Origin of the sequence: Eubacterium sp. An3, from assembly GCF_002159465.1 — a bacterium.
Lineage (GTDB): Bacteria > Bacillota > Clostridia > Lachnospirales > Lachnospiraceae > Anaerobutyricum > Anaerobutyricum stercoris.
In genome coordinates, this window is sequence record NZ_NFIR01000001.1 from 121,783 (window position 1) to 147,428 (window position 25,646).

General features: G+C 48.9%; 19 protein-coding genes. 16 read left to right on the forward strand and 3 right to left on the reverse strand.

The genetic code is table 11. From position 1 onward, the window contains the following. Nucleotides 1-188: 188 nt before the first annotated feature. The 11 genes from B5F87_RS00580 to B5F87_RS00630 all read left to right on the forward strand — a co-directional run bounded on the left by B5F87_RS00580 (nucleotide 189) and on the right by B5F87_RS00630 (nucleotide 17,231). A complete protein-coding gene (locus tag B5F87_RS00580; protein ID WP_087275313.1) occupies nucleotides 189-635 on the forward strand; it encodes an A24 family peptidase in 447 nt (148 codons plus the stop codon). Beyond that, a complete protein-coding gene (locus tag B5F87_RS00585) occupies nucleotides 632-1,099 on the forward strand; it encodes a signal peptidase I (protein WP_158096899.1) in 468 nt (155 codons plus the stop codon). The genes B5F87_RS00580 and B5F87_RS00585 overlap by 4 nt, the downstream gene beginning before the upstream one ends. A gap of 266 nt (nucleotides 1,100-1,365) precedes the next feature. Further along, nucleotides 1,366-4,914: a pyruvate:ferredoxin (flavodoxin) oxidoreductase gene (gene nifJ, locus B5F87_RS00590; protein WP_087275316.1), complete on the forward strand. Its 3,549-nt coding sequence runs from the start codon at nucleotides 1,366-1,368 to the stop codon at nucleotides 4,912-4,914. 154 nt (nucleotides 4,915-5,068) lie between these two features. Continuing rightward, a complete protein-coding gene (locus B5F87_RS00595; RefSeq protein WP_087275318.1) occupies nucleotides 5,069-5,767 on the forward strand; it encodes an HAD family hydrolase in 699 nt (232 codons plus the stop codon). A 374-nt stretch (nucleotides 5,768-6,141) separates the two neighbouring features. Beyond that, nucleotides 6,142-10,680, forward strand: coding sequence for a glutamate synthase large subunit (gene gltB, locus B5F87_RS00600; protein WP_087276085.1), 4,539 nt, complete (start codon nucleotides 6,142-6,144; stop codon nucleotides 10,678-10,680). A 12-nt stretch (nucleotides 10,681-10,692) separates the two neighbouring features. Continuing rightward, nucleotides 10,693-12,177, forward strand: a complete 1,485-nt coding sequence (locus B5F87_RS00605) for a glutamate synthase subunit beta (protein WP_087275320.1) — start codon at nucleotides 10,693-10,695, stop codon at nucleotides 12,175-12,177. 514 nt (nucleotides 12,178-12,691) lie between these two features. Next, entirely contained in the window at nucleotides 12,692-13,858 is a 1,167-nt protein-coding gene (locus B5F87_RS00610) for a cyclopropane-fatty-acyl-phospholipid synthase family protein (protein WP_087275322.1), read from the forward strand. A 147-nt stretch (nucleotides 13,859-14,005) separates the two neighbouring features. Beyond that, on the forward strand, nucleotides 14,006-14,629 hold the full coding sequence (locus tag B5F87_RS00615; RefSeq protein ID WP_343215696.1) for a Maf family protein: 624 nt from the start codon (nucleotides 14,006-14,008) through the stop codon (nucleotides 14,627-14,629). Further along, nucleotides 14,622-15,653: a metal ABC transporter substrate-binding protein gene (locus B5F87_RS00620; RefSeq protein ID WP_087275323.1), complete on the forward strand. Its 1,032-nt coding sequence runs from the start codon at nucleotides 14,622-14,624 to the stop codon at nucleotides 15,651-15,653. The genes B5F87_RS00615 and B5F87_RS00620 overlap by 8 nt, the downstream gene beginning before the upstream one ends. Next, complete coding sequence (locus tag B5F87_RS00625) at nucleotides 15,640-16,443, forward strand: metal ABC transporter ATP-binding protein (protein WP_087275325.1); 804 nt, start codon at nucleotides 15,640-15,642, stop codon at nucleotides 16,441-16,443. The genes B5F87_RS00620 and B5F87_RS00625 overlap by 14 nt, the downstream gene beginning before the upstream one ends. A gap of 2 nt (nucleotides 16,444-16,445) precedes the next feature. Beyond that, a complete protein-coding gene (locus B5F87_RS00630) occupies nucleotides 16,446-17,231 on the forward strand; it encodes a metal ABC transporter permease (RefSeq protein ID WP_087275327.1) in 786 nt (261 codons plus the stop codon). Between the two features lie 107 nt (nucleotides 17,232-17,338). On the opposite strand, the gene B5F87_RS00635 is transcribed toward B5F87_RS00630, so the two are convergent. Together B5F87_RS00635 and B5F87_RS00640 are read right to left on the reverse strand one after the other, a co-directional pair. After that, nucleotides 17,339-19,528, reverse strand: coding sequence for an ABC transporter permease (locus B5F87_RS00635; protein ID WP_242964199.1), 2,190 nt, complete (start codon nucleotides 19,526-19,528; stop codon nucleotides 17,339-17,341). Nucleotides 19,529-19,549: 21 nt separating this feature from the next. After that, on the reverse strand, nucleotides 19,550-20,287 hold the full coding sequence (locus tag B5F87_RS00640; RefSeq protein WP_087275328.1) for an ABC transporter ATP-binding protein: 738 nt from the start codon (nucleotides 20,285-20,287) through the stop codon (nucleotides 19,550-19,552). 344 nt (nucleotides 20,288-20,631) lie between these two features. Between B5F87_RS00640 and B5F87_RS21560 the strand changes: the two genes are divergently transcribed. The 5 genes from B5F87_RS21560 to B5F87_RS00660 all read left to right on the forward strand — a co-directional run bounded on the left by B5F87_RS21560 (nucleotide 20,632) and on the right by B5F87_RS00660 (nucleotide 25,002). Next, nucleotides 20,632-20,724: a putative holin-like toxin gene (locus B5F87_RS21560; protein ID WP_275532324.1), complete on the forward strand. Its 93-nt coding sequence runs from the start codon at nucleotides 20,632-20,634 to the stop codon at nucleotides 20,722-20,724. A 348-nt stretch (nucleotides 20,725-21,072) separates the two neighbouring features. Beyond that, a complete protein-coding gene (locus tag B5F87_RS00645) occupies nucleotides 21,073-21,780 on the forward strand; it encodes a LytTR family DNA-binding domain-containing protein (protein ID WP_087275329.1) in 708 nt (235 codons plus the stop codon). A 6-nt stretch (nucleotides 21,781-21,786) separates the two neighbouring features. Then, complete coding sequence (locus B5F87_RS00650) at nucleotides 21,787-23,055, forward strand: sensor histidine kinase (RefSeq protein WP_087275331.1); 1,269 nt, start codon at nucleotides 21,787-21,789, stop codon at nucleotides 23,053-23,055. A gap of 187 nt (nucleotides 23,056-23,242) precedes the next feature. After that, nucleotides 23,243-24,622, forward strand: coding sequence for a citrate/2-methylcitrate synthase (locus B5F87_RS00655; RefSeq protein WP_087275333.1), 1,380 nt, complete (start codon nucleotides 23,243-23,245; stop codon nucleotides 24,620-24,622). 47 nt (nucleotides 24,623-24,669) lie between these two features. Beyond that, a complete protein-coding gene (locus tag B5F87_RS00660; RefSeq protein ID WP_242964200.1) occupies nucleotides 24,670-25,002 on the forward strand; it encodes a hypothetical protein in 333 nt (110 codons plus the stop codon). A 124-nt stretch (nucleotides 25,003-25,126) separates the two neighbouring features. Here B5F87_RS00660 and B5F87_RS00665 read toward each other — a convergent pair whose 3' ends face one another. Then, the gene (locus B5F87_RS00665) at nucleotides 25,127-25,534 is read right to left on the reverse strand and encodes a sporulation initiation factor Spo0A C-terminal domain-containing protein (protein ID WP_087275335.1); all 408 of its coding nucleotides are present in this window, start codon (nucleotides 25,532-25,534) and stop codon (nucleotides 25,127-25,129) included. Nucleotides 25,535-25,646: the final 112 nt, after the last annotated feature.

Below are 25,646 nucleotides of genomic sequence, written 5' to 3' on the forward strand. Positions count from 1 at the left end.
TCGTGCGTAAGCTGCACGGCCGTTTTCTTTTTTGGCGAAAGGGAAAAATGGGAAAATAATGGAATGAATAGAAGCGGAAAGTACCCGGCACTGAGATACCTGCCGGGAAAATGTTTTGTCTGTAATATTGATATTGCAGCACTAATATCTAAAAGGAGGAGAGAAATATAGCGAAACTGTTATGCTGGATGACCATCGCTGCATTTTTTGCGCTGCTGGGCGTCATTGCATGGACGGACTGGAAGACCATGCGGATTCCCAACCGGCTCAACGCCGCGGTTTTCGTGACGGGGCTCTGTGCAGTTTTTACGGTGCCGGGGCCGGGCGTGCCGGACCGGGTGCTGGGTATGTTTGTGGTCAGCGTGCCGATGCTGCTGGCGGCGCTGCTGGCGCCCGGAGGATTCGGCGGCGGGGACATCAAGCTGATGGCCGCCGGCGGCCTGTTCCTCGGGTGGGAAGGAAATGTACTGGCAGCGGCGCTGGGGATATTTGCCGGTGGAATATGGGGATTGTATCTGCTACTATTTAAAAGGGCGGACCGCCGGGATGTGTTTCCTTTCGGTCCGTGCCTTTGCGGCGGAATGCTGGCAGCATTTGTAATATTATGCACCCGGGGCTCATATCATATACTATGAATCGATTTTATGTAATCTGCCGTGGAATCGTGAAGATTTTCACGGGTGTGATATGGGGGCTGCTCTTCGGGACGTTTTTTCTGTCCGGCGTGGCGTTTCTGGCGGGACGGCAGATCTATTACGAGACCTCGGACAGCATGAGTCCCGTCATTGAAAAGGGAAGTCTTCTGTTTGTGAAAGAAGAGGAAGAGTATGAGCCGGGGGATATTGTGGCTTTCTACGCCCCGTATGGTGGACAGGTCATCTGCGTGACCCACCGCATTGTGGATAAAGTGCAGGAAAATGCCTACATTACCAAGGGGGACGCCAACGACCGGGAAGACCGCCTGATCGTCCGGAAAGAGCAGATTTTCGGGGTGGTCACAGAGTATATTCCCTATTTTGGGTACATTTGCTTTTTTATACAGAGGAACAGTACTTTTTTGTTATTCTTTTTTGTTTTTTCGCTGCTGTGGAAAGGATGATGCGGCGGCGGATAATCTGGCAGAGAAGTCGACTGCCCACAGGGAATTTTATGCATCCGACAGCGCCGGGAAAAGGCTGAAATCCCGCATGGCGCACGGCGGAAGCGCTATGTCAAGGGCAACATTTGGCAGATTGTCATTTTTTAGGGTACAATCTTGTATTTGTATACAAACATGGGCGATTTCGCTTTACAGATTCTAAAAAAAATGATAATATTATGTCGAATTATAAACCATATCTTTAACTTATTAAGGAGGAAATTTCAATGCCTAGAGCAAAACAGTCCATGGATGGAAATACCGCTGCTGCTCACGTAGCTTATGCCTATACCGAAGTTGCAGCTATCTATCCTATCACACCATCCAGTCCAATGGCTGACTCCATCGATCAGTGGGCAGCTGCCGGACAGGAGAACATTTTTGGTCATCAGGTAATCGTCAATGAAATGCAGTCTGAGGCAGGTGCAGCAGGTGCTGTACACGGTTCTCTGGCAGCCGGCGCTCTTACCACAACATTTACAGCATCTCAGGGTCTTCTGCTGATGATCCCTAATATGTACAAGATTGCTGCTGAACAGCTTCCATGTGTATTTGATGTTTCCGCACGTACTGTTTCCACACAGGCCCTGAACATCTTCGGTGACCACAGCGATGTATACGCATGCCGTCAGACCGGTTTTGCTATGCTGGCTGAGTCCAACCCACAGGAAGTTATGGACTTAAGTCCTGTAGCACATCTTGCTGCTCTTGAGGGCAAAGTTCCGTTTATTAACTTCTTCGATGGTTTCCGTACTTCCCACGAGATCCAGAAGATTGAAAAATGGGATTACGCTGATTTGAAAGAAATGTGCAACATGGACGCAGTAAAAGAGTTCCGTGAGCATGCACTGAACCCAGAGAAACCTGCTATGCGCGGTTCCCACGAGAACGGCGACGTTTTCTTCCAGCATCGTGAGGCATGTAACTCCGTTTATGACGCTTTACCGGCTGTTGTAGAAAAATACATGGCAAAGATCAATGAAAAATTAGGAACAGATTACGACTTATTCAACTACTATGGTGCTCCGGATGCAGACCGCGTGATCATCGCAATGGGCTCCATCTGTGACGTAGCAGAAGAAGTTATCGATTATCTGACAAAAGCCGGCGAAAAAGTTGGTTTAATTAAAGTTCGTTTATATCGTCCATGGGTATCCTCCTCATTACTGAAGGTACTTCCTGAGACAGTGAAGAAGATCGCAGTTCTTGACCGTACAAAAGAGCCAGGCGCTTTAGGCGAGCCTCTGTACCTGGACGTTGCTGCTACTCTTCGTGAAGCTGGTCTTAACGACATCGTTCTCACAGGCGGACGTTACGGATTAGGTTCCAAAGATACACCTCCTTCATCCGTATTTGCTGTATATACAGAGCTTAAGAAAGATGATCCGAAGCCTCGTTTCACAATCGGTATCGTGGACGACGTTACAAACCTGTCCCTGCCGGAGGTTAAACCTGCTCCGATCACATCTGCTCCTGGTACAGTAGAATGTAAGTTCTGGGGTCTTGGCGGAGACGGTACTGTTGGTGCTAACAAGAACTCCACTAAGATCATCGGTGACCACACAGATAAATACATCCAGGCTTACTTCCAGTATGACTCCAAGAAGACAGGTGGTATCACAATTTCTCACCTTCGTTTTGGTGACAACCCAATTAAGAGCCCGTATTACATCAACCAGGCTGACTTCGTTGCATGTCATAACCCATCCTACGTTGTAAAAGGCTACAAGATGGTTCAGGACGTAAAACCAGGCGGAATCTTCATGATCAACTGCCAGTGGAGCGACGAAGAATTAGATAAACATATGCCTGCAGAATCCAAGAAATACATTGCAGACAACAACATTCAGTTATACACCATCAACGCTATCGACAAAGCAATCGAGATCGGTATGGGCAAACGTACCAACACGATCCTTCAGTCCGCATTCTTCAAACTGGCTAACCTTATGCCAATCGAAGAAGCAGTTGATTACATGAAAGCTGCTGCTAAGAAGTCCTACAGCAAGAAGGGTGACGCTGTTGTTGAGATGAACTACAAAGCAATCGACGCTGGTGTAGACGCTCTTCACAAAGTAGAGATTCCGGCTTCCTGGTCCAACCCAGAAGCAGACGCTCCTGCTCCAAAACTGGAAGGACGTCCGGGAACAGTGAAGATGGTAGAAGAGCTGATGAACCCTATCGGACTTATGGATGGCGACAACCTGCCTGTATCCGCATTCAAGGATATCGCAGACGGCCAGTTCGAGCTGGGAGCTTCCGCATACGAGAAACGTGGTACAGCCGTAACAGTTCCTGAATGGGATGCTGAGAAATGTATCCAGTGTAACCAGTGTGCGTTTGTATGTTCCCACGCTACCATCCGTCCGTTCATGGTAAGTGAAGACGAGATCAAAGCTGCACCTGCAAACATGAAGGTTGCAGATACCAAACCAAAAGCAAGCGAATACAAATATACAATGAGCGTATCTCCGTTAGACTGTATGGGATGCGGCGAGTGTATCACTGTCTGCCCGACAGCAGCTATCCAGATGGTTCCTCAGGAATCTCAGGCAGATCAGCAGCCGGTATTCGATTACCTGGTAGCAAGCGTTGGCAAGAAACCGGGCGCACCTGCAGACACAACAGTCAAAGGTTCCCAGTTCAATCAGCCGCTGCTTGAGTTCTCCGGCTCCTGTGCAGGATGTGCAGAGACATCCTACGCTCGTCTGATCACTCAGTTATTCGGTGAGCAGATGTACATCAGTAATGCAACAGGATGTTCCTCCATCTGGGGCGGACCTGCTGCAACTTGTCCATATACTGTAAATAAAGATTCTCAGCAGGGACCTGCCTGGGCTAACTCCTTATTCGAGGATAACGCAGAGCATGGTTTCGGTATGTACCTTGGACAGAAGACTTTACGTGAACAGGCTATCGCTAAATTACAGAAGATGGCTGCTTCCGATAAAGCAACTGACGAGTTCAAAGCTGCATTTAACAAGTTCATGGAGACAAAAGAGAACACCAGAGAGAACATGGCTGATACAAAAGTCCTGATTGCAGAGCTGGAGAAAGCTGCCGCTGCCGGATGCCCGGATGCTGCAGAAGTTCTTGAGAAGAAACAGTATCTCTCCAAGAAATCCATCTGGATCTTCGGTGGTGACGGATGGGCATACGATATTGGTTTCGGCGGACTTGACCATGTACTTGCTTCCGGCGAGAACGTAAACGTAATGGTATTCGATACAGAGATGTACTCCAACACAGGTGGACAGGCTTCCAAAGCTTCCAACATCGGTGAGGTTTGTCAGTTCGCTGCAGCTGGTAAAGAAGTAAGCAAGAAGAGCCTTGCAGAGATTGCTATGACTTACGGTTACGTATACGTAGCACAGATCGCTCTGGGCGCTAACCCTAACCAGGCTGTTAAATGTCTCGTAGAGGCAGAGGCTTACGACGGACCATCCTTAATCATCGGATACGCTCCATGTGAGCTTCACGGAATCGCTAAGGGCGGAATGAACCACTGTCAGGATGAGATGAAGAAAGCCGTTAAGGCTGGTTACTGGAACCTCTTCTCCTTCGACCCATCCAAGAAAGCAGAAGGAAAGAATCCATTTACCCTGACATCCAAAGAGGGCGACGGCTCCTATCAGGATTTCCTGAACAACGAAGCACGTTACACCCGTCTGGTAAAACCATTCCCAGAAAGAGCGGAGAAACTCTTCAAAGATTCCGAAGAGGCTGCAAAAGCTCGTTACGAGAAACTGACAAGAATGGTAGAGCTTTACAAATAAAAATACCGGATGCACCGCATCCTAAGGTATTGTGGAAGCAGAGAGAGTTCGCTCTCTCTGTTTCCCGTCATAGTAAATGTACAAAAGACTCCCATGGGGAATACTTCCTTTGGGAGTCTTTTTATGAGATGAATAAAGAGAAATGGGATAGAATATGAATGTAATATTTGACGTGGACGAAACCCTGTACAATATGACACAGCCCTTCGAGCGGGCTTTTAAGGAAATATGGCAGGATAAATATGATATAGATATGTATGAACTGTACACCGCATCCCGTATCCACAGCGACCGGGTCTTTGACCAGGTTATGGCGGGAACCATGACCGTGGACGGTGCAGGCGTATACCGCATGCAGCACGCCATGAGAGACTTTGGCTTTGAGATTACAGAAGAAGAGGCGCTGGAATTCCAGCACGTTTACCGGAAACATCAGCAGCATCTGGACATTTCCAAAACCATGGAGCGAATCCTGAACCTGCTGAAAGAGCGGGGCGTTTCTCTGGCAATCCTCACCAACGGTGAGACAAACCATCAGATGGAAAAAATCCGGGGCATGGGACTGGAACGCTGGTTCTCCGACGACAGAATCTTTGTCTCCGATGCAGTCGGCTACTTCAAACCTGATGTGCGCACTTTCCGGGCAGTGGAAGATGCCCTTCATCTGAACCGGGAAGAAACCTGGTACATTGGGGATTCCATTGAAAATGACATAGAAGGTGCCGGAGCGGCCGGATGGCATATGATTCTTCTCAATCGCCACCATAACGATACATCCATCATCCGGCATAAACCCGATTACATCGTGGAGAGCGAGGAAGAGTTGCTGGACGTGCTGAAAACATTTTTTTAAAAGTGAAATCGTATCCTCGCCCATAATAATCTACATGAAGGAAGAAATTACTATACATTCGTTTTGAATTGTGTTAATTGTATGTATAAATAGAAATGGGCGGGGATACAACGCTTCCTTAATAAAAAGATTTGATTTTTTTTGAGTGAAATCAACTGGAGTTCTAAGAGAAAAATACGAAAAATAAGAAATTAAAATGAGATAAAAATCATAATTATCAGAAAATTAATATGATTTAAAATTAAAAACTAATTATTAGACAATAACTCGAAATGTTTATGTTTACAAACAACCGGAAATACGGTAAGATGATAACTGCAAGACAGATGAAAAAGAATATCATATCTAAATCGTATACGAGAAAGGGTGAGAGCATGTATCATCAGGAGAGAGTGCAGCAGGGCCTGTATGATTCCTCCTTTGAGCATGATAACTGCGGTATTGGTGCCGTGGTGAATATCAAGGGAATCAAGAGCCATGCGACAGTATCCAACGCATTGAAAATTGTTGAAAATCTTGAACATAGAGCCGGCAAAGACGCCGAGGGTAAAACAGGTGATGGAGTAGGAATCTTAGTACAGATATCCCATAAGTTTTTTAAGAAAGCCTGCGATTCCCTCGGCATTTTTATTGGACAGGAGAGAGACTACGGCGTGGGTATGTTTTTCATGCCGCAGGATGAATTGAAAAGAAACCGTGCCAAGAAGATGTTTGAGATCATCGTGGAAAAAGAAGGCTTAAACTTCCTGGGCTGGAGAGAAGTTCCGGTGCAGCCGGAGATTCTCGGAAAGAAGGCAAAAGACTGCATGCCGTATATTATGCAGGGGTTTGTGAAGAGACCGTTTGATGTGCCGCGGGGAGTGGACTTTGACCGCCGCCTCTACATCGTGAGAAGAGTGTATGAGCAGTCCAATGATTTCTCCTACGTGGTTTCCCTGAGCAGCCGGACGATTGTATATAAAGGAATGTTCCTGGTGGGACAGCTCCGTAATTTCTATGCGGATCTTCACGATCCGGATTATGAATCCGCCATCGCTCTGGTACATTCCCGTTTCTCCACCAACACAGTGCCGAGCTGGGAGAAAGCACATCCGTACCGGTATATCGTCCATAACGGAGAGATTAACACCATCCGAGGCAACGCCGACAAGATGCTTGCCCGCGAGGAAAAGATGGAATCCGATTATCTGAAGGATGAGATGATCAAGCTGACGCCGGTGGTGGACCCGAATGGTTCCGACTCGGCGCGTCTTGACAATACGCTGGAATTCCTGGTGATGAGCGGGATGCCTTTGCCGCTGGCGGTAATGATCACCATACCGGAGCCGTGGCAGAACGACGAGAGCATGAGCCGGGAAAAGAGAGACTTTTATCAGTATTACGCCACGATGATGGAGCCGTGGGACGGCCCGGCGTCAATCCTTTTCTCCGACGGAGATATCATGGGAGCGGTGCTCGACAGGAACGGTCTTCGCCCATCCAGATACTATATCACAGATGATGATCAGCTGATTCTCTCTTCGGAAGTCGGTGTGGTGGATTTTGACATCACGCACATTGTAAAAAAGGAACGGCTTCATCCGGGCAAAATGCTTCTGGTTGACACGGTAAAAGGAGAGCTCATCGATGATGAAGTCTTAAAAGATTCTTATGTGAAAAAGCAGCCTTACGGCGAATGGCTGTCCGATAATCTGGTGCAGCTTAGAGACCTGAAGATTCCGAATGTGGCTGTGGAAGAGTATGATTACACAGAAAACAACCGTCTGATGAAAGCCTTCGGCTATACTTACGAGGATCTGAAGACGGCAATCCTGCCGATGGCGTTAAATGGAAATGAAGCCATCGGAGCCATGGGTATCGATTCTCCGCTCCCGGTGCTTTCCAAAATGCATCAGCCGCTGTTTAATTACTTTAAACAGATGTTTGCCCAGGTGACTAATCCGCCTATTGACGCGCTGCGGGAAGAAATCGTCACCTCTACTGCCATCTACATTGGCGATGAGGGAAATATTCTTGAGGAAAAAGCAGAAAACTGCCGGGTATTAAAGGTAAATAATCCGATTCTTACCAACACGGACCTGTTGAAGATCCGTTACGCGAAGATTCATAATATCGTGACAAAGGATGTGCCGATCACCTATTATAAAGGAACCAATCTGGAAAAGGCTATCCAGCGTCTCTGTATCGCTGTGGATCAGGCCCACAAAAACGGCGCGACGGTTGTTATACTGACTGACCGGGGCGTGGACGAAAACCACGTGGCGATTCCGTCCCTGCTGGCGGTATCCGCTGTGCATCAGCACCTGATTCAGACGAAGAAAAGTACGTCAGTGAAGATTATTCTGGAGAGCGGCGAGCCGAGAGAAGTACATCATTTTGCCACCCTGCTTGGTTACGGCGCCTGCGCCATCAACCCTTACATGGCACAGTTCGGCATCAAGAAGCTCATCCAGGACGGCCTGCTGAAAAAAGATTATTACGCAGCTGTGGACGATTATAATAACGCCGTACTGCACGGTATCGTAAAGATCGCCTCCAAGATGGGTATCTCTACTCTGCAGTCCTATCAGGGCTCTCAGATCTTTGAGGCGGTGGGCATAAGCAAAGACGTTATTGATAAATACTTTACCAACACTGTGAGCCGGGTGGAAGGAATCACTCTGGAGGATATTGCGGAGGATGTGGACGTTCATCATTCCAAAGCCTTTGATGTGCTGGGACTGACCAATGATCTGACGCTCGACAGCGAGGGAAGCCATCAGTACAGAAGCGGCAAGGAAGAACATTTGTACAATCCGCTGACTATCCACACACTGCAGACGGCCACATGGACGGGAAATTATGAAATGTTTAAGCAGTATACGTCCATGATCAATAAAGAAACCGCGCCGATCACCCTCCGTGGACTCATTGATTTCAACTATCCGGAAAAAGGTATTCCAATCGAAGAGGTAGAACCGGTAGAATCCATTGTGAAGCGGTTTAAGACCGGGGCCATGAGCTACGGCTCCATCTCCAAGGAAGCCCATGAGACGCTGGCTATCGCCATGAATCAGATACACGGTAAATCCAACACCGGCGAGGGCGGCGAGGATCTCGAGAGACTGACTATCGGACCGGACGGACTGAATAAATGTTCCGCTATCAAGCAGGTGGCGTCCGGACGTTTCGGAGTGACCAGCCGCTATCTGGTCAGTGCCCAGGAGATCCAGATCAAGATGGCTCAGGGCGCGAAGCCGGGCGAAGGCGGACATCTGCCGGGCGCAAAGGTTTACCCGTGGGTAGCCAAGACCAGACACTCCACGCCGGGCGTGGGACTGATCTCTCCGCCTCCGCACCATGATATTTACAGTATCGAGGATCTGGCGCAGCTGATTTACGACTTAAAAAATGCCAACAAGGACGCCCGGATTTCCGTGAAACTGGTGTCCGAGGCCGGCGTCGGCACGGTAGCCGCCGGTGTTGCCAAAGCAGGCGCGCAGGTTATCCTTATCTCCGGTTATGACGGCGGTACGGGAGCGGCTCCTAGAAACTCCATCTACAATGCAGGGCTTCCGTGGGAGCTTGGCCTGGCGGAGACCCATCAGACGCTGATTCAAAACGACCTGCGAAACAAGGTCATCATCGAGACCGACGGAAAGCTCATGAGCGGAAGAGACGTCGCCATCGCGGCGGCCCTCGGTGCAGAGGAATTCGGTTTTGCCACCGGCCCGCTGATCACCATGGGATGCGTCATGATGCGTGTCTGCAATCTGGATACCTGTCCGGTGGGTGTGGCAACGCAGAATCCGGAACTGAGAAAACGTTTCAAAGGAAAACCGGAGTACGTGGTAAATTACATGATGTTTATCGCGCAGGAGCTGCGGGAGTACATGGCCAAGCTGGGCGTGCGCACTGTGGATGAGCTGGTTGGCCGGACCGATCTGTTGAGAGAACGTCCGGAAGCACAGGAGAAATACCATCTGGATTTATCCAATATTCTGGATAATCCGTATCTGGATAAGACCCATCCGATCTGCTACAGCAAGAAGAATGAATATAATTTCGAGCTGGAAAAAACCGTGGATGCGAAGATTCTTCTCAATAAATTAAAGACAGCATTGGATAAAAAGCAAAAGAGAAGCATTTCCATTGATGTGGGAAATACCGACAGAGCGCTGGGAACTATGTTCGGAGCCGAGATCACAAAGAAATACCAGGATACTCTGGACGACGATACATTTACTGTGCAGTGTACCGGAGCCGGCGGTCAGAGTTTCGGAGCATTTATTCCGAAGGGACTGACGCTGGAGCTCATCGGCGACAGCAACGACTACTTCGGAAAAGGCTTATCCGGCGGAAAATTGATCGTGTACCCGCCGAAGGGAATCCGTTTCAAGGCCGACGAGAATATTATCATAGGAAATGTGGCGCTGTATGGCGCGACCAGCGGCCAGGCCTACATCAACGGTGTGGCGGGAGAACGTTTCTGCGTCCGCAACTCCGGAGCTACGGCTGTCGTGGAAGGCGTGGGCGACCACGGCTGCGAGTATATGACGGGCGGTAAGGTTCTGATCATCGGCAAGACCGGCAAGAACTTCGCGGCCGGTATGAGCGGCGGCGTGGCCTACGTACTGGATGAGGACAGCGATCTGTACCTGCGCCTCAACAGAGAGATGGTTTCTTCCGAGCCGATCGTATCCAAATACGATGTTATGGAGATTAAAGACATGATCACAGATCATGTGGCATATACCAACTCCGAAAAAGGAAAAGAGATTCTGAATAACTTCAGCGAATATCTGCCGAAATTCAAGAAGATCATTCCGCATGATTACAAGAAAGTATTGCAGAAGATCTCCGAGCTGGAAGGCAAGGGATTGAGTGCGGAACAGGCGCAGATTGAAGCATTTTATGAGATAAAAAGAGGATAGGAGGGGAGAACTGTGGGAAAGCCAACTGGATTTTTGGAATATGAAAGAAAAGAAAGCAGCGCGGAAGCACCGTCAAAGAGAATCAGACATTTCAACGAATTTCACACCCCTCTGTCCCGGAAAGAACAGGAGATACAGGGAGCAAGATGTATGAACTGCGGCGTGCCGTTCTGCCAGTCGGGAATTCTGATCAACGGTATGGTGACCGGCTGCCCGCTCAATAATCTGATTCCGGAATGGAACGATGCGACTTACACGGGCAACTGGGATGAGGCATATCAGCGACTGAGGAAAACAAATCCGTTCCCGGAATTTACCGGGCGGGTGTGTCCGGCTCCCTGCGAAGTGGGATGTACCTGCAACCTGAACGGGGATCCGATCAATATCAAGGAAAAAGAGCTGAGCATCATCGAGAGGGCCTATGAGCGGGGACTTGCCAGACCGGAACCTCCGGCAGTGCGCACCGGCAAGAAGGTTGCCGTGGTGGGCTCCGGACCGTCGGGACTGTCCGTGGCCCATTATCTGAACATGCGCGGACATTCCGTGACGGTTTACGAGCGTTCCGACCGTCCGGGCGGTCTGCTGATGTACGGAATCCCGAATATGAAGCTGGAGAAGATCTACATTGAGCGGAAAGTAGATGTCATGAAAGAAGAGGGCGTCATTTTCAAGACCAACGTCAATGTGGGTGTGGATATCAAGGCCGAGGAGCTGAAAGAAGAATATGACGCTATCGTTCTTTGCTGCGGCGCCTCCGACCCGCGGGACATCAAGGTGCCGGGCAGAAAGAGCAAGGGTATTTACTTTGCGGTGGACTATCTGACCGCCACCACCAAAAGCCTGCTGAACTCCAACTTTGCCGACAAGAAATATATCGACGCCAAAAATAAAAACGTCATGGTCATCGGCGGCGGCGACACCGGAAACGACTGCGTCGGAACCTCCATCCGCCTGGGCTGCAAGAGCATGCTCCAGCTGGAGATGATGCCGAAGCTGCCGGATGAGAGACAGCCGAACAACCCTTGGCCGGAGTGGCCGAGAGTCTGCAAGACCGACTACGGCCAGGAAGAATCTATCGCCGTCTTCGGCAAAGACCCGCGCGTCTACCAGACTACGGTAAAAGAATTTATCGCCAACGAAAAAGGCGAGGTATGCAAGGCGAAGCTTGTAAAACTTGAGAGCAAATTTGACAAGAAGGCGGGACGGAATATCATGGCCGAAGTGGCCGGCAGCGAATACGAAGTTCCGGTGGACCTGGTTCTGATCGCCGCAGGCTTCCTGGGAAGCCAGTCCTATGTGACCAAAGCCTTCGGCGTGGACACCAACGAGCGCAGCAACGTAAAGACAGAAGCCGGTTCCTACAAAACCAACGTGGATAAAGTCTTTACCGCCGGCGACATGCACCGCGGCCAGTCCCTGGTGGTGTGGGCCATCCGGGAAGGACGCGACTGCGCAAGAGAAGTCGACTTATCCCTTATGGGGTATACGAATTTATAACCACCAGGCCATCAAAACATGCGTCTGCTCGTGCTTACACGAAAGCAGATGCGTGTTTTAGAGGGCCGCCCCCACATGAGCATGAAGCTCGGAAGAGCGGGAATGCGAATGTGGGGAGGAGTGCGGGAGCGCGAAGCGCGGAGCAATCCGGGTGTTTACAAAAATAAAGAGTAATCTTGAATAAAGAGTAATCCTGGCGGGCCGGGGCAGCTGTGCTGTCTCCGGCCCGCCGCTGCGTGAGGAGCAGAAGCTGTCCCGCCCGGTGGTCTGTGGGAGTCTGCCCCCCCGTCCCTCGGATGTCGCAATCAGACGAAAAAAGAAGGATTTTGAAAAAATATTTCATTTTCAGTTCTGCAGAAAAAAGTAGGAGCATTTTTGCTCTATTTGTGCTAGAATAATGAGTGTTATTCTGTTGGTCTTTACAAACGATAAAAAAAACGAAGAATTACCGTAGTTTTGGACATGCAGATAGGAAGCGTTTTGAAAATTGTATGAAAAGAACAGGAGTGACAGTATGAATCTTGAAGAAAAAGCATTTGTAACCTTTATGCAGAAGTTTGACGATCATCCATTCACTATCAGGATTGGCGATGAGGAGACGCAGATTGGTGAAGGCAAACCGGAATTCTCCATCATTTTTCATAAGGTTCCTTCCATGAAGGATCTTATGACCAGCACCTCCATTGCCCTGGGTGAGGCGTACATGGACAGGGATCTGGAGATCGAGGGAGACCTCTTTCATGCCCTCAATATGTTTATGGGACAGATGGGTAAGTTTTCCACCGACAAAAAGTCTCTGAAAAAGCTCATTTTTTCTTCTCTGAGCAAAGCAAATCAGTCCAAAGAAGTTTCTTCCCATTATGACATCGGAAATGATTTCTACAAGCTGTGGCTGGATGAGACCATGAGCTATTCCTGCGGATATTTTAAGAATCCGGATGATACGCTGTATCAGGCCCAGGTAAATAAGGTGGACCGTATTCTGGAGAAGCTGTATCTGCAGAAAGACATGACGCTGCTGGATATCGGATGCGGCTGGGGATTCCTTCTTATTGAAGCCGCTAAGAAATATGGCATCAAAGGCGTCGGTATTACGCTGAGCAAAGAGCAGAAGAAAAAATTTGAGGAAAGAATTGTGGAAGAGGGTCTGGAAGGCCGTCTGAAAGTGGAACTGATGGACTACCGGGATCTGCCGAAGAGCGGTATGAAGTTTGACCGCGTTGTCAGCGTCGGCATGCTGGAGCATGTGGGACGGGATAACTACGATCTATTCATGCGATGCGTTAAAGAAGTGATGAATCCGGGCGGACTCTTCCTCCTTCATTATATCAGCGCCCTGCAGGAGCATCCGGGCGACGCATGGATTAAGAAATACATTTTCCCGGGCGGCGTGATTCCGTCACTGCGGGAGATCATCAATATCGCCGGCGACCATCGTTTCTACACGCTGGACGTGGAAAGCCTGCGCCGGCATTATAACAAGACCCTTCTGTGCTGGAACAAAAACTTCCAGGAACATAAGGCAGAGGTTGTGGAGATGTTCGGCGACCGCTTTACACGTATGTGGGAGCTGTACCTGTGCGCCTGCGCGGCAACCTTTATGAACGGTATCATCGACTTGCACCAGATTCTGTTTACCAACGATGTGAACAATGATCTGCCGGTGACCCGCTGGTACTAAGATGACCCGCAGGGTATTAATGTGACCCGGCGCTACTAAAAAAATTTATTGATTCTTTTTTGTTTATCGCTTATGATGGTACAAAGACAGGACTGAAGAATGGTTGTCTGGTATCATCATAAGTTATGCAAAGGAGAGTTTATTATAATGAAGATTATTCTGGCATCCGGCTCTCCCAGAAGGAAAGAACTTCTGGCGCAGGCCGGATATGATTTTGTAATAGAGGTCAGCGATGCTGATGAAAATATACAGGCGGATTCTCCGGGGACTCTGGTGGAAGAGCTGTCCCACCGGAAGGCCGGAGCTGTGGCAAAGCAGCATATGGCTGCCGCCGCTGGCGCAGCCGCTCCCGGGCAGGAAATGTACACCATCATCGGAGCCGACACGGTGGTGGCCGTTGACGGCAGAGTCCTCGGCAAACCGGATGGAGAAGAGGGAGCTGTGGAGATGCTCCGTTCTCTTTCCGGCAGAACCCATCAGGTGTACACCGGAGTTTCTCTTCTTCTGCTGGAGGAAGGCCGCCTGGTGGCGGAGGAGAAGTTCCATGTGTGTACCGATGTGACCATGAGGGAGATATCTGACGAGGAGATCCGGTGGTATGTGTCTACCGGTGAACCGATGGATAAGGCGGGCGCTTACGGAATCCAGGGCAAGGCGGCCGTATTTATCTCCGGCATCCACGGAGATTATTATAATGTTGTCGGTCTGCCACTCTGTGAGACGGTGAGCCGGCTGCGCCGGATGTGGAAGGAAAAGGACATTCATGAATAAATACAGTTTACGGAGTAAAAACAGACGGGGAAGAGGAAACGTTCTCCTGGCCGCATTTCTGCTGCTCTGCCTTTGCACCGGCTTTCTGGCCGGCTGCAGGAGTGCCGGAGCGCCGGGAACCGGAGTATCGCCGGAGGCAGGGACAGAAGCCGGCCAGAAGGCCAGCGACGACACCTTCCGTATCGTCACTTCATTTTATCCTTTATATATTATGGTAATGAATCTTACCGACGGCGTGGATGGCGTGGAGATCGCCAACATGGCGGAGCCGCAGACCGGCTGTCTGCACGACTATCAGCTGAGGCCGGGAGATCTGGTGCGTCTGGAGGGCGCCGATGTGTTTCTCGCCAACGGCGGCGGAATGGAGGATTTCCTGTCGGATGTGCTGGATACGTACCCGTCTCTTACGATTTTATACGCTCTCAACGGACTGGAAGAGGAACAGCTTCTGCCCGGAGAAGCGCACGCCCACGAAGGCCATGCCCACGCGCATGAAGAGGAGAATGAAGGCGGAGAGGTGAATCCGCATACCTGGCTGAATCCGGAGCTTTACAAACAGGAGCTTTCGTACATTTCCTCGGAACTTGGACAAATGGATCCGGAACACAGGGAACAGTACGATCAAAACCGGATAGAATACGAAGAAAAAATCGATGCGCTGCTGACGGAATATGAGGATCTGAACGGTATAGCGCCGAAAAAAGGCTGTGTGCTCCTCCACGAGAGCTTTGCTTATCTGGCGGACACCTTTGGATTTCCGGTACTTGAGACCATCGATGTGGAGAAGGACAGCGGATTTTCTGCCAGGGAAATCCGGATGCTCATTGACACCGTACAGGAGGCGGGCGACGGGATGATCCTCTCGGACAGCCAGTATTCGGGACGGATATCGAATCTGCTGGCAGGAGAAACCGGAATGGACGTGCATCAGCTGGATTCCTGCGTCAGCGGGCAGTATGCCAAGGACGCATGGCTTGACAGTATGAGAAAGAATCTGGAGGAATTAAGAAATGCGGCGAATTAAACCGAAGATGTGCGGAAATCACTGCACGAGAATTGAACATGTGGACGTCACTCTGGATAATAATCATATTTTAGAGGACGTGAATTTTCATCTGTATTGCGGAGAGATGCTGACGATCATCGGCAAAAACGGCGCAGGCAAGTCGACGCTCATGAAAGCTCTGCTGGGAGAGATTCCTTATAAAGGAAGGATTATTTTTGAGGATATGCGCAGCGGCAAAAGAAGCCGCATGAAGATCGGCTATGTGCCGCAGTATCTTGCTTTTGATAAGAATACGCCGACCACCGTATTTGATTTTTTTGCATCCTGTATCAGCCGCCGTCCGGTGTGGCTTATGAAAGATAAAAAGACCTATGAGAGGGTAAGACAAGAGCTGTCGCGGTTCCAGGCGGAGGAGCTTATCGACCAGTGTCTGGGCGATCTGTCCGGCGGAGAGCTGCAGCGGGTACTGCTTTCTGTGGCGACCTGCCCGATGCCGAATCTGCTGCTGCTGGATGAGCCTATTTCCGGCATTGACCGCAACGGTACGACGCTCTTTTATGAGCTTCTGGACGAGCTGAAAGGGAAATACGATATATCCATTCTGATGATCAGCCACGATCTGGATTTTGTCTACGAATATTCTGACAGGGTCATTTTGCTTGATAAAACCGTGGAGGCGGAGGGAACGCCGGCGCAGGTGTACCGGACCGAAGCCTTTCAGAAGACATTCGGATACGCGGAGCATCCGCTGTTTGCCCCGTCGGCGGCAGCGCTGTCCGGACGCCGGACTGAAACAGAGGAGGGATAACCATGTTTGAATATGAATTTATGAAAAATGCACTGGCGGCAGTGCTGCTGATCACCCCTCTGTTCGGACTGCTGGGGACAATGATCGTAAACAATAAGATGGCGTTCTTTTCTGACGCTCTCGGCCATTCCGCCATTACAGGAATCGCCCTTGGAGTGATACTAGGCATGACCGATACCACTCTGTCCATGATTCTTTTCGGTATTTTATTCGCCCTGCTTTTAAACTGGATCAAGTACCGGGGCAAGGCGGGAGCGGAGACGGTCATCAGCGTGTTCGCTTCCTGTGGTCTCGCCGTGGGACTGGCGGTGCTGTCCATGGGAGGAAACTTCTCCCGATATAATTCTTTGCTCATCGGAGATATTTTAAGTATTACACGGACGGAGCTTCTGGGACTGCTTATCGCCTTTGGGCTGACGGTGATTTTCTGGCTGTTTTGCTTTAACCGCCTGCACTTTGTCAGTATCAATCCGTCTCTGGCCCAAAGTAAAGGTGTCTCCGTGCGCCTGTATGATAACCTGTTTGTTATACTGCTGGCAATTATTGTTATGTTGTCCATCCAGTGGGTGGGGCTGCTGATCATCAACGCCCTGCTGATCCTGCCTGCGGCAGCAGCCAGAAATCTGGCAAGAAATATGCGGACATACCATCTGTTTTCCGTGCTGATCGCCGTGGTCTGCGGCGTAGCTGGATTGATACTTTCCTATTATACGGATATTGCCACCGGGCCGATGATCGTGCTTCTGGCATCAGGTGTGTTTTTTCTGACCTTTTTAAAAAGAGCATGAAAATGCTCTTTTTTTGGTGAAATCATCCGGAAATTTACAAATATACAGCGTCGTAAATCCCGCCTGTGCCTGTATCCTCAGATTTTATCGGAACCCGCAGTTCCATCTCAACAAATCCCCAGCTGCCGCTGTATCTTATGTATCGTTTTGAAGTAAACGCCATAGATGAAGATACTGATCATAAGGAGAACACAGAAGCATACTCCCAGTCCGACGATTTCAGGTGAGGTGAGGGTGCCGTCATTGGCGTACATGATCATAATGTAGAGCAGGAACATAACGGTCATGCCGACGATAGACGGAACGGTGAATACTTTGCCACACTGGTTTTTGACCTCCTGAGCCAGGAATTTCGGGGAGGCGCCAAGCCGACGCAGGTCGTCAAAAACATAGCGGTTGTTCAGGGCGATGGTCTGGCAGCGGGTGTAGCAGATGATGAGCGCGGCTGTGAAACAAATGATGGCGATAAAAAGGAACATCATCAGGAATACGGCAAAACTCTGAAGGAACTCGTTCTGATCCATGATGCGGATCTTCGGCATATAACTCCAGTACATGCGGAAGTCGGTGGAGTCCGGTTTGTCGTAGCTGATTTTAGTCATCTCGTCGGTGTCGCCCCAGTAGACCTGACCGTTCTGCTCGTCCACGTATTTCTGTACCCGGTCGTAAGAGCTGATGATCTCGCACTCGGAGTCGAATGAATGGACGAAGTTCAGGTAGAGCTGTCTGGCAAATTCGTAATTATCCTCTCCGTCCGCGTTAAACAGGAGCATGTTTCCTTTCCAGTCGTCGGTGAGATCCTGCGACAGGGCGGCAAAATCGGCATTGTCCACCACATAAAAGCTGGAGCTCTCTCCTGCTATGAGGTCGTACTGCAGAAAGCCTTCAAAATGAGTATCAAAACTTTCCATGGTGCACATGTTGGTAAACTTTGTGACGCCGGAGTTAATCCAGAAGGAATCCTTCTGGCTGGTGGAGGTAGTGCCGTAACAGGTGCCCGGCAGTACATCGATGTCGTCACCGGATATCTGATTGTAAGTCTCTTCGGACATAACCTTACATTCGCTCAGAAGAGGCATATATTCATAATGGAAACTGCGTCCTTCCTCAACTCGCGTCTGCCCGTCAACACCAAGACTGATATAAGCGTGCTCCTGCCAGTCAGTGAGATTCAGGTCGTAGCCGGAAGCCAGCTGCTCGATCTCCGATCTGTCCGGAACATCCTGGTCCGCCCGGCTGTAGAAAAAATAATCATAATCCCGGCTGCTGGTTTCCAGGATGGAGGCGGTGGAGAAAATCGGAATATAAAAGATTCCGAAGCAGCCGCCGGCGATGAGTACGGTGCTGACCAGAAGATTGTTTACCGTCTGTCTGCCCTGGAATTTCATCATGCTCCGGGCAATGATATTTTTGTATGGATGTTTTTTCCGGCGGCCCCAGCCGTGGACGACAGTGTGCAGCATGATCATATAGAGTCCCACAAAGACTGGCGCGTACAGAAGATTGATCCATTCCGGCGGGTAAGCGGAAAAAATGTTCATATAGGCGCCGGGAGCCCCGTAGCCGATGATGGCGCCGGCAAAAAGAATGATGATGCCTGCCGGGCCGCACCAGCTTCCAAGTTCTCTGACCGGCTCGTTTTTATGTTCCTCCTGCACCACATCAATGATGTTTGTTTTCTTCAGATAGCGCCATGCGGTCAGACAGGAAAATGCAATGACGATGAGAAGGAAAAGTATGGATACCAGAAGACACCGGAAGTCAAAGTGCAGCGCCATTTCTTCGCTGTCCACCAGGAAAAGCCGGAACCCGTTCCAGAGAAGCCAGACAAAAGGAAATCCGGCGATGATTCCCAGAATCGAGGAGGAGGCGCTTAAAGCAAAGACCTCGCCGAACAGTCCCGGCGTCAGACGCTTGCGGGAAGCGCCGAGAGCCATGAGAATGCCCAGCTGCCTTGATTTTTTATGAAAAAACAGGCTGGCCGCATAGATGGTGAATACCACGCAGCCAAATAATGACAGTACAAAAATTGCGTACATCTGTTTTCGGCTGTCGCCGCCCTCCGGCAAAATGTCCAGAACAGTCGGAGAGAACATCATGGCAGAGTAGGCGGAAATCAGCATCAGAGAGATGAAGTTGCAGAACAGGTACAGGGACGCCTGCTTCCGGTCGGCTTTCTGGAGCTTGCGTTCCATGGCCTGCATGGAGGAAATGTTGCTGCTCTGCGAGGCTGCGCTGCCAGAGCGCGTTCTTTGGTATTCCCTGTTATTTATGTTATTGGATTTCTCAGTTTTCATAATAGATCACCACTTTCTTTTTTATTCACTCATTTCCTTAATAGCTTCCAGCAGCATATCCTGAAAATCGCTGCGGTTTCCAGCCTTTTCCAGCTGCCTGAAAACTGTGCCGTCCTTCAGGAGAATTACCCGATCGCAGAATGATGCGGCAAAACTGTCGTGGGTAACCATAAATATAGTGGCGTTCATCTGCTCTTTGGCGTGTTCGAAAGACTCGATGACCGTCCGGCTTGATTTACTGTCCAGGTTGCCCGTGGGCTCGTCGGCCAGAATCACATAAGGGTCGTTGATGAGGCTTCTGGCGACGGCTGTCCGCTGCTTTTCCCCTCCGGAAATCTCCGCCGGATATTTATTTTTAATGTGTTCAATGCCAAAAAGAGAAATCAGGCGGTCGGCGAGCCGTTCAGCTTCTGCGTCCACCTTTCCCCGAATGATCCGGGGAACAAGGATATTTTCACGGACGCTGAGACCGTCCAGCAGCATGAAATCCTGAAATACAAAGCCCAGTTTTTCATTTCTCACTTTTGCAAGCTCTGTCTCATTGAGGTTGGTCAGATCTATGCCGCCAAGGGTGATCTCGCCTTTATCAAAAGGAATGTAACAGGAAATGCAGTTTAGAAGAGTGCTCTTTCCTGAGCCGGACGGTCCCATCACTGCCACGAACTCCCCTTTTGCGATCTGAAAATTGATGCCTTTCAGCACAGGGTACTCCTTTTTGCCTGTCATATAAGATTTGTGAAGATCCTTAACGTATAACATATGTATCCATCCTTTCTGATTTCTATGTGTTGCTGGCTTCAATATAGCACAAAAAAATCCCGGCAGAATTTGCCGTGACAAGAATGGAAGCTCTGATGAAAAGTTTGGAAGGGTCTTGCAGAAAATGTAAAGAATGGTATGTGGGATGTAAAGAATTGTTTAGGGCATTCGAGTATCATAGAGTGTTATACAAAAATGTAGGAAATAATTGCTGAACAAAAGAAATATATTTTTAAAAATAAAAATATATTGTAAAAATATAAAAGAAATGTTACCATAGATTTGGAACAGCTGTGTTTCCGGGTGGTTGACCTCCATTCTACATAAGAACGGGGGTGATACGGATGAAAAACCATTTTGATTTCAATGATTTAATCCAATTTGGTATGTTCATTATATCCCTGTTGACGTACATATATGTGATTTGTCAGCATTAAGATAAGCGTAGAAAAATCACCCTCTATACATTGACCCAAAAATAAGGGTGATTTTTCTACCTATATATGAGGCCAACCCCTTTGCGGGCAGCTGTTCCCTTTGTGTTTTTACTATAGCACAGCTTAAAATCATAATCAAGGATATTTATTTTCAAAATATAAAAAATCATAATTGTAGACAAAGTCAAAACGCGGGCAAGGTTCTGCAGAAAATGTAAAGAATGGCATCTGGGATGTAAAGTTTGGAATCTTTTTGGTTGGGGACCCCTCTCGGGTGGTTTGACAGCATCTGTGGGAGAAGATATACTGATAATAAGAAAGAAAATGTGAAGGAAGGGAGGGAGACCCATGCTCAGAATAGCCATCTGTGATGACGAAGTACGTGCCCGGGACGCGCTGTGGATGCAGCTTTCGAAACTGCTGCGGGAGGGCAGCGAGGAAGTGGTCTATGATTTCTCATCGGGAAAGAGTGCCGTGAACTGGCTTCGCAGCCACCCGGGAGAGATTGACCTGCTGTTTCTGGATGTGGAGATGGAAGGCATGAACGGGATGGAGACGGCGGAGCAGATCCGGGAGTTTGAGGAGACGCTGCTTATCGTGTTCGTGACAGGCTATGCCGATTATGTGTTTGACGGATATCGTGTGGGAGCCCTCGATTATCTGATGAAGCCTGTGCAGGAGGAACGGCTGGCAGCGGTTCTTAAACGGGTGAGGGAGAAAATGTACCGGGAAGATGAGAGGAGCTTTGTGGTGAAGAACACGGAAGGAACGTATCGGTTTTCGCATAAGGACATCTTATATTTTTATAGTGACAGAAGAAAGGTAACTTTGGTGACTGCAGGCGGAGAGTATGCTTTTTATGACAAACTGGATGCGGTGGAAGCGCGTCTGGGAGAAGATTTTGTGCGGATTCATCAGCGCTATCTGGTTCATGCCGACGCGGTGAGTCACATCGGAGGCTCTTCTGTGGAGATTGGTGAGAGAATGCTTCCGGTGAGCCGCTCTTTGCGGGAGTCAGCGGCAGTGAAGCTGGCAAAAGCCATGCTGAAGGAGTGACGTGGGATGGAGACAGCGGTATCTTATTTGCATGATCTGGTTTTGATGCCGACATTCTGGCAATGGCTGGGAATGATCGTAATTGTTATTTTTGTTGTGGGATCAGTGAGGAATCTGTTCCGGATAAAAAAATGCTGGTGGAGTTATGGGCTGCTGGCGGTCATGGGATTTTTGGCCGGCGGCACGGTGGTTTATATCGGCGATCTGGCGAATCTCCCGCCGACATTTCTTGCGCTTCTTCTTATTATATGGGTTTGCTGCTGCGGCAGCGGATGGAAGAAGATCTGCATGGGACTGCTTTTAGGCAGTACAGTGTTTGCATGGAACGCCATTGTAGATAATTTTATCCGTAATCATTCGGATGGCTTTATGCTGCCGAGAGTGATATTTGCATTTTTGTTTTATATTATAACCTGGCTGGCTGCGCCGGAGAAAGATGACGATCTGACGCCGGAAATGTGGCGTTTGATTCTTCTTCTGACCATTGTGCCAGTGGGGAGCGTGCTTGGAGTTGTTCTGCTTTCCAGAGAACGGTGGGAACCGGGAAACGTTGATCTGCGGCTGCATTTTGCTGTGCTTTGTCTGTCAATCCTTGCGTTTGTGGGGCTGCTTTGGGCTATCCGTGTTCTGATGCGCCAGAGGAAACTGGAACAGGAAGCTATGTTTGCTCAGATGAATCAGAAATATTATGAGACCATGGAGCAGCAGCATTTCGAGATACGGAGACTCCGCCATGATATGGCCAATCACCTGCAGGCGCTCGCTGCGCTTCCGGAAGGAGAGAGAGATAAATATATTCGTGAGCTCCTGGATAACAGCGCTTTGTCAAGGACTTTAAATTACTGTGGAGATTCCACGGTCAATGCGGTGTTGTCTGTGAAAGAAGGCATGCTGCAGCAGCAGAATATTTCTTGTGAAATGAAACTGGATATTCCGGAGGAGCTGCCTTTTGAGAAGGCAGATATCTGTGCGATCTACGCCAACGCCCTGGATAATGCTGCGGAAGCCTGTGAGGGACTGCCGGAGAAAATGCGGCAGATTTCTCTGGAAAGCCGGGCGGGCAAAGGAATGCTGGCGATTAAAATAAGCAACCCCTGCGGGAAGAGTTCCAGGATGGAGTATTCTGTCTTTCCGTCAACTACAAAGGCGGACCGGAAAAATCATGGATACGGTCTTCGCAGCATTGAGAAGAGTGTGCAGAGATACGGGGGGAATATGGAGATCGGTCAGAAAGAGGGCGTGTTTGAATTGTTCTGCTGTATTCCGTTCCCGTAGCGGCGGTCAAACGGATTTCTTGTGTTTCCTGGGCGTATGAGAAAGAATACTGAAAGAAAAGTATAAAAAAATGCAGAAAACATGAATAATAATAGGCTATCTGTGAATAAAACGCCGAAAAATGAAAAATGTCTTGAATTATTATTCATTATTATGTAATATAATAATAAGATCAGGAGGGATATATATGCCAAAACAGGAGAACATGAGGATGGAAGACATAGAAGAGCTGAAGCTCGATATGAACATTCTGGAAGAAGAATTGATGCACAGCCATAGAATCGATCCGAATTTGTATCTGGAATATGATGTGAAGAGAGGATTGCGTGATTCCACCGGTAAAGGCGTGCTTACAGGACTGACGGAGATTTCCGATATCTGTGCCTATGATTTCATTGACGGGCGTCAGATTCCTTCCGACGGCCATCTGTATTATCAGGGAGTTGACATTTATGATTTAGTCAATGGCATGGAAGGAAGAAAATATGGGTTTGAAGAGACCATTTATCTGTTGTTGTTCGGAAAGCTGCCGAATCAAAAAGAGATGGAACGTTTTCAGGATGTCATGTTTGAGCTGGAAAGCCTGAGCAGCAGATTTGTCAGAGATGTCATCATGAAAGCGTCCAACCAGAATATTATGAATGCCATGCAGCGATGTGTTCTGACTTTGTATACATATGATGATGATCCGGAAAACATTTCCCCGCGAAATGTTTTGCGCCAATCCATGGATTTGATTGCAAAACTGCCTCTTATTGCGGTATACTCTTATCATGCATACCGGCATTTTCGTCTGGATGAAACATTGTTTATCCGCAATCCGGAACGGGGACTGTCCCTGGCGGAGAATATTCTTCTTATGCTGCGTCCGGACAGAAAATATACCGAGCTGGAAGCCAGAGTACTGGACATTGCGCTGATTCTTCACGCTGAGCATGGAGGAGGCAATAACTCTTCTTTCACGACGAGAGTTGTATCCTCATCAGGAACAGATACGTACTCGTCGGTGGCGGCATCCATTGGGTCTCTGAAAGGGCCGCGGCACGGCGGCGCCAACCTGAAAGCGCAGAAAATGTTTGATAACATTAAAGAAAATGTGAAGGACTGGACCAGTGAGTCGGAAATTGCCGAATATCTGCAGAAGATTCTTGACAAAAAAGCGTTCGACCGTACAGGATTGATTTATGGTATGGGTCATGCGGTTTACACGTTGTCTGATCCACGGGAAGTTATCCTGAAAAAATACGCCCGCTTTCTGGCAGAGGAGAAGGGAAAAATGGAAGAGTTCGCGCTCTATGATCTGGTGGAGAAAACAGCCAGGAGACTCATACCGGTTCACAGAAAGATGTTTAAACCGGTCTGCGCCAACGTAGATTTCTACAGCGGTTTTGTCTATACAATGCTTGGCATCCCGCAGGAACTGTTTACGCCGCTTTTTGCCATTGCCCGTATGCCGGGGTGGAGCGCGCACCGTCTGGAAGAGCTGATCAACGCGGGTAAGATCATTCGCCCGGCGTACAAATATGTGGGACACCACAGAGCGTTTATTCCGATGAACGAGAGGTAGCGGGAAGTGTAGCCGGAGCAGCTGTACGGAATGGAGAGTTTATTGTTATGGAAGAGATTCTTAAAAGACAGCAGCGAAGGCTCCGGGAGGCGGCGGATGATTTTGCCGCAGCCAGCGAAGCAGTCTGGGAGATGGTTATAGCGTTTCAGAATTATCCGTTTTTCACTGTCAGAAATTGCGAGTTCCGATACACGGTAAAAGGACATGAGATAAAGATCAGCAGAAAAGAAAAGACCATAACACGCGCAACTGTGGATGTGGCGCTGAAAAGAGCTCTGGAGCTCAGCGAGGTCAGCGGGCCGAAAAAACTGGGTGTGTTCGGAGCCTCGTATCTGTATCCCATGTTTTTGTATTTTGGAATTATAACGAAAAAGAAATAACATTTGTAAAAATGACATCCATGAGATATCATCTCATCCGGAAGTGCTGCCGGTGAGCTCATGGATGTCATTTTTATAAGATTCTGACGAGTGGAAAAGGAGGGACATTTTCACGAAGGCGGTGTCAGATGCTATTTCTGCTGTACAGAGATGACTCTTCCGGATACGGGGGGTGTATCGCCTCCATATGGTATAGAAGATACTCTCGCATAATGGCGATAAATTCACCGACCGCCGGTTTCTTATCCAGCGGATAGCCAGCGATCTGATTCAGCAAAACCGGGTTTCTCTTCCATATAATCGTGATGACTGTGCGGATATCCCGCTCCACAGAATAGATAGTAGTATGATATTTTTTGGCAACATCAGGATAAAGCTCTTTGGTCACAGACAGCAGATACTGGCTGTTTTCAAGAGAAAGAACAATGGCGTGAAGCACATACTCGAAGCCAATGTACCGCGGCGTGGCGCCAAGCTTTAAGAGAAGCCGACGGATAGCCGCAGGAGAATAAGGTATATCAGCGGATATCATTTTCATTCCTCCCTTCAAGAACTGTTCGGGCATCTTTTAAAAGGCGCAGAACCTCTTCCTCAGAGAGATTCAAAAGAAAAAAAGCAAAAGTGGGTGAAGAAAAACCGTATTT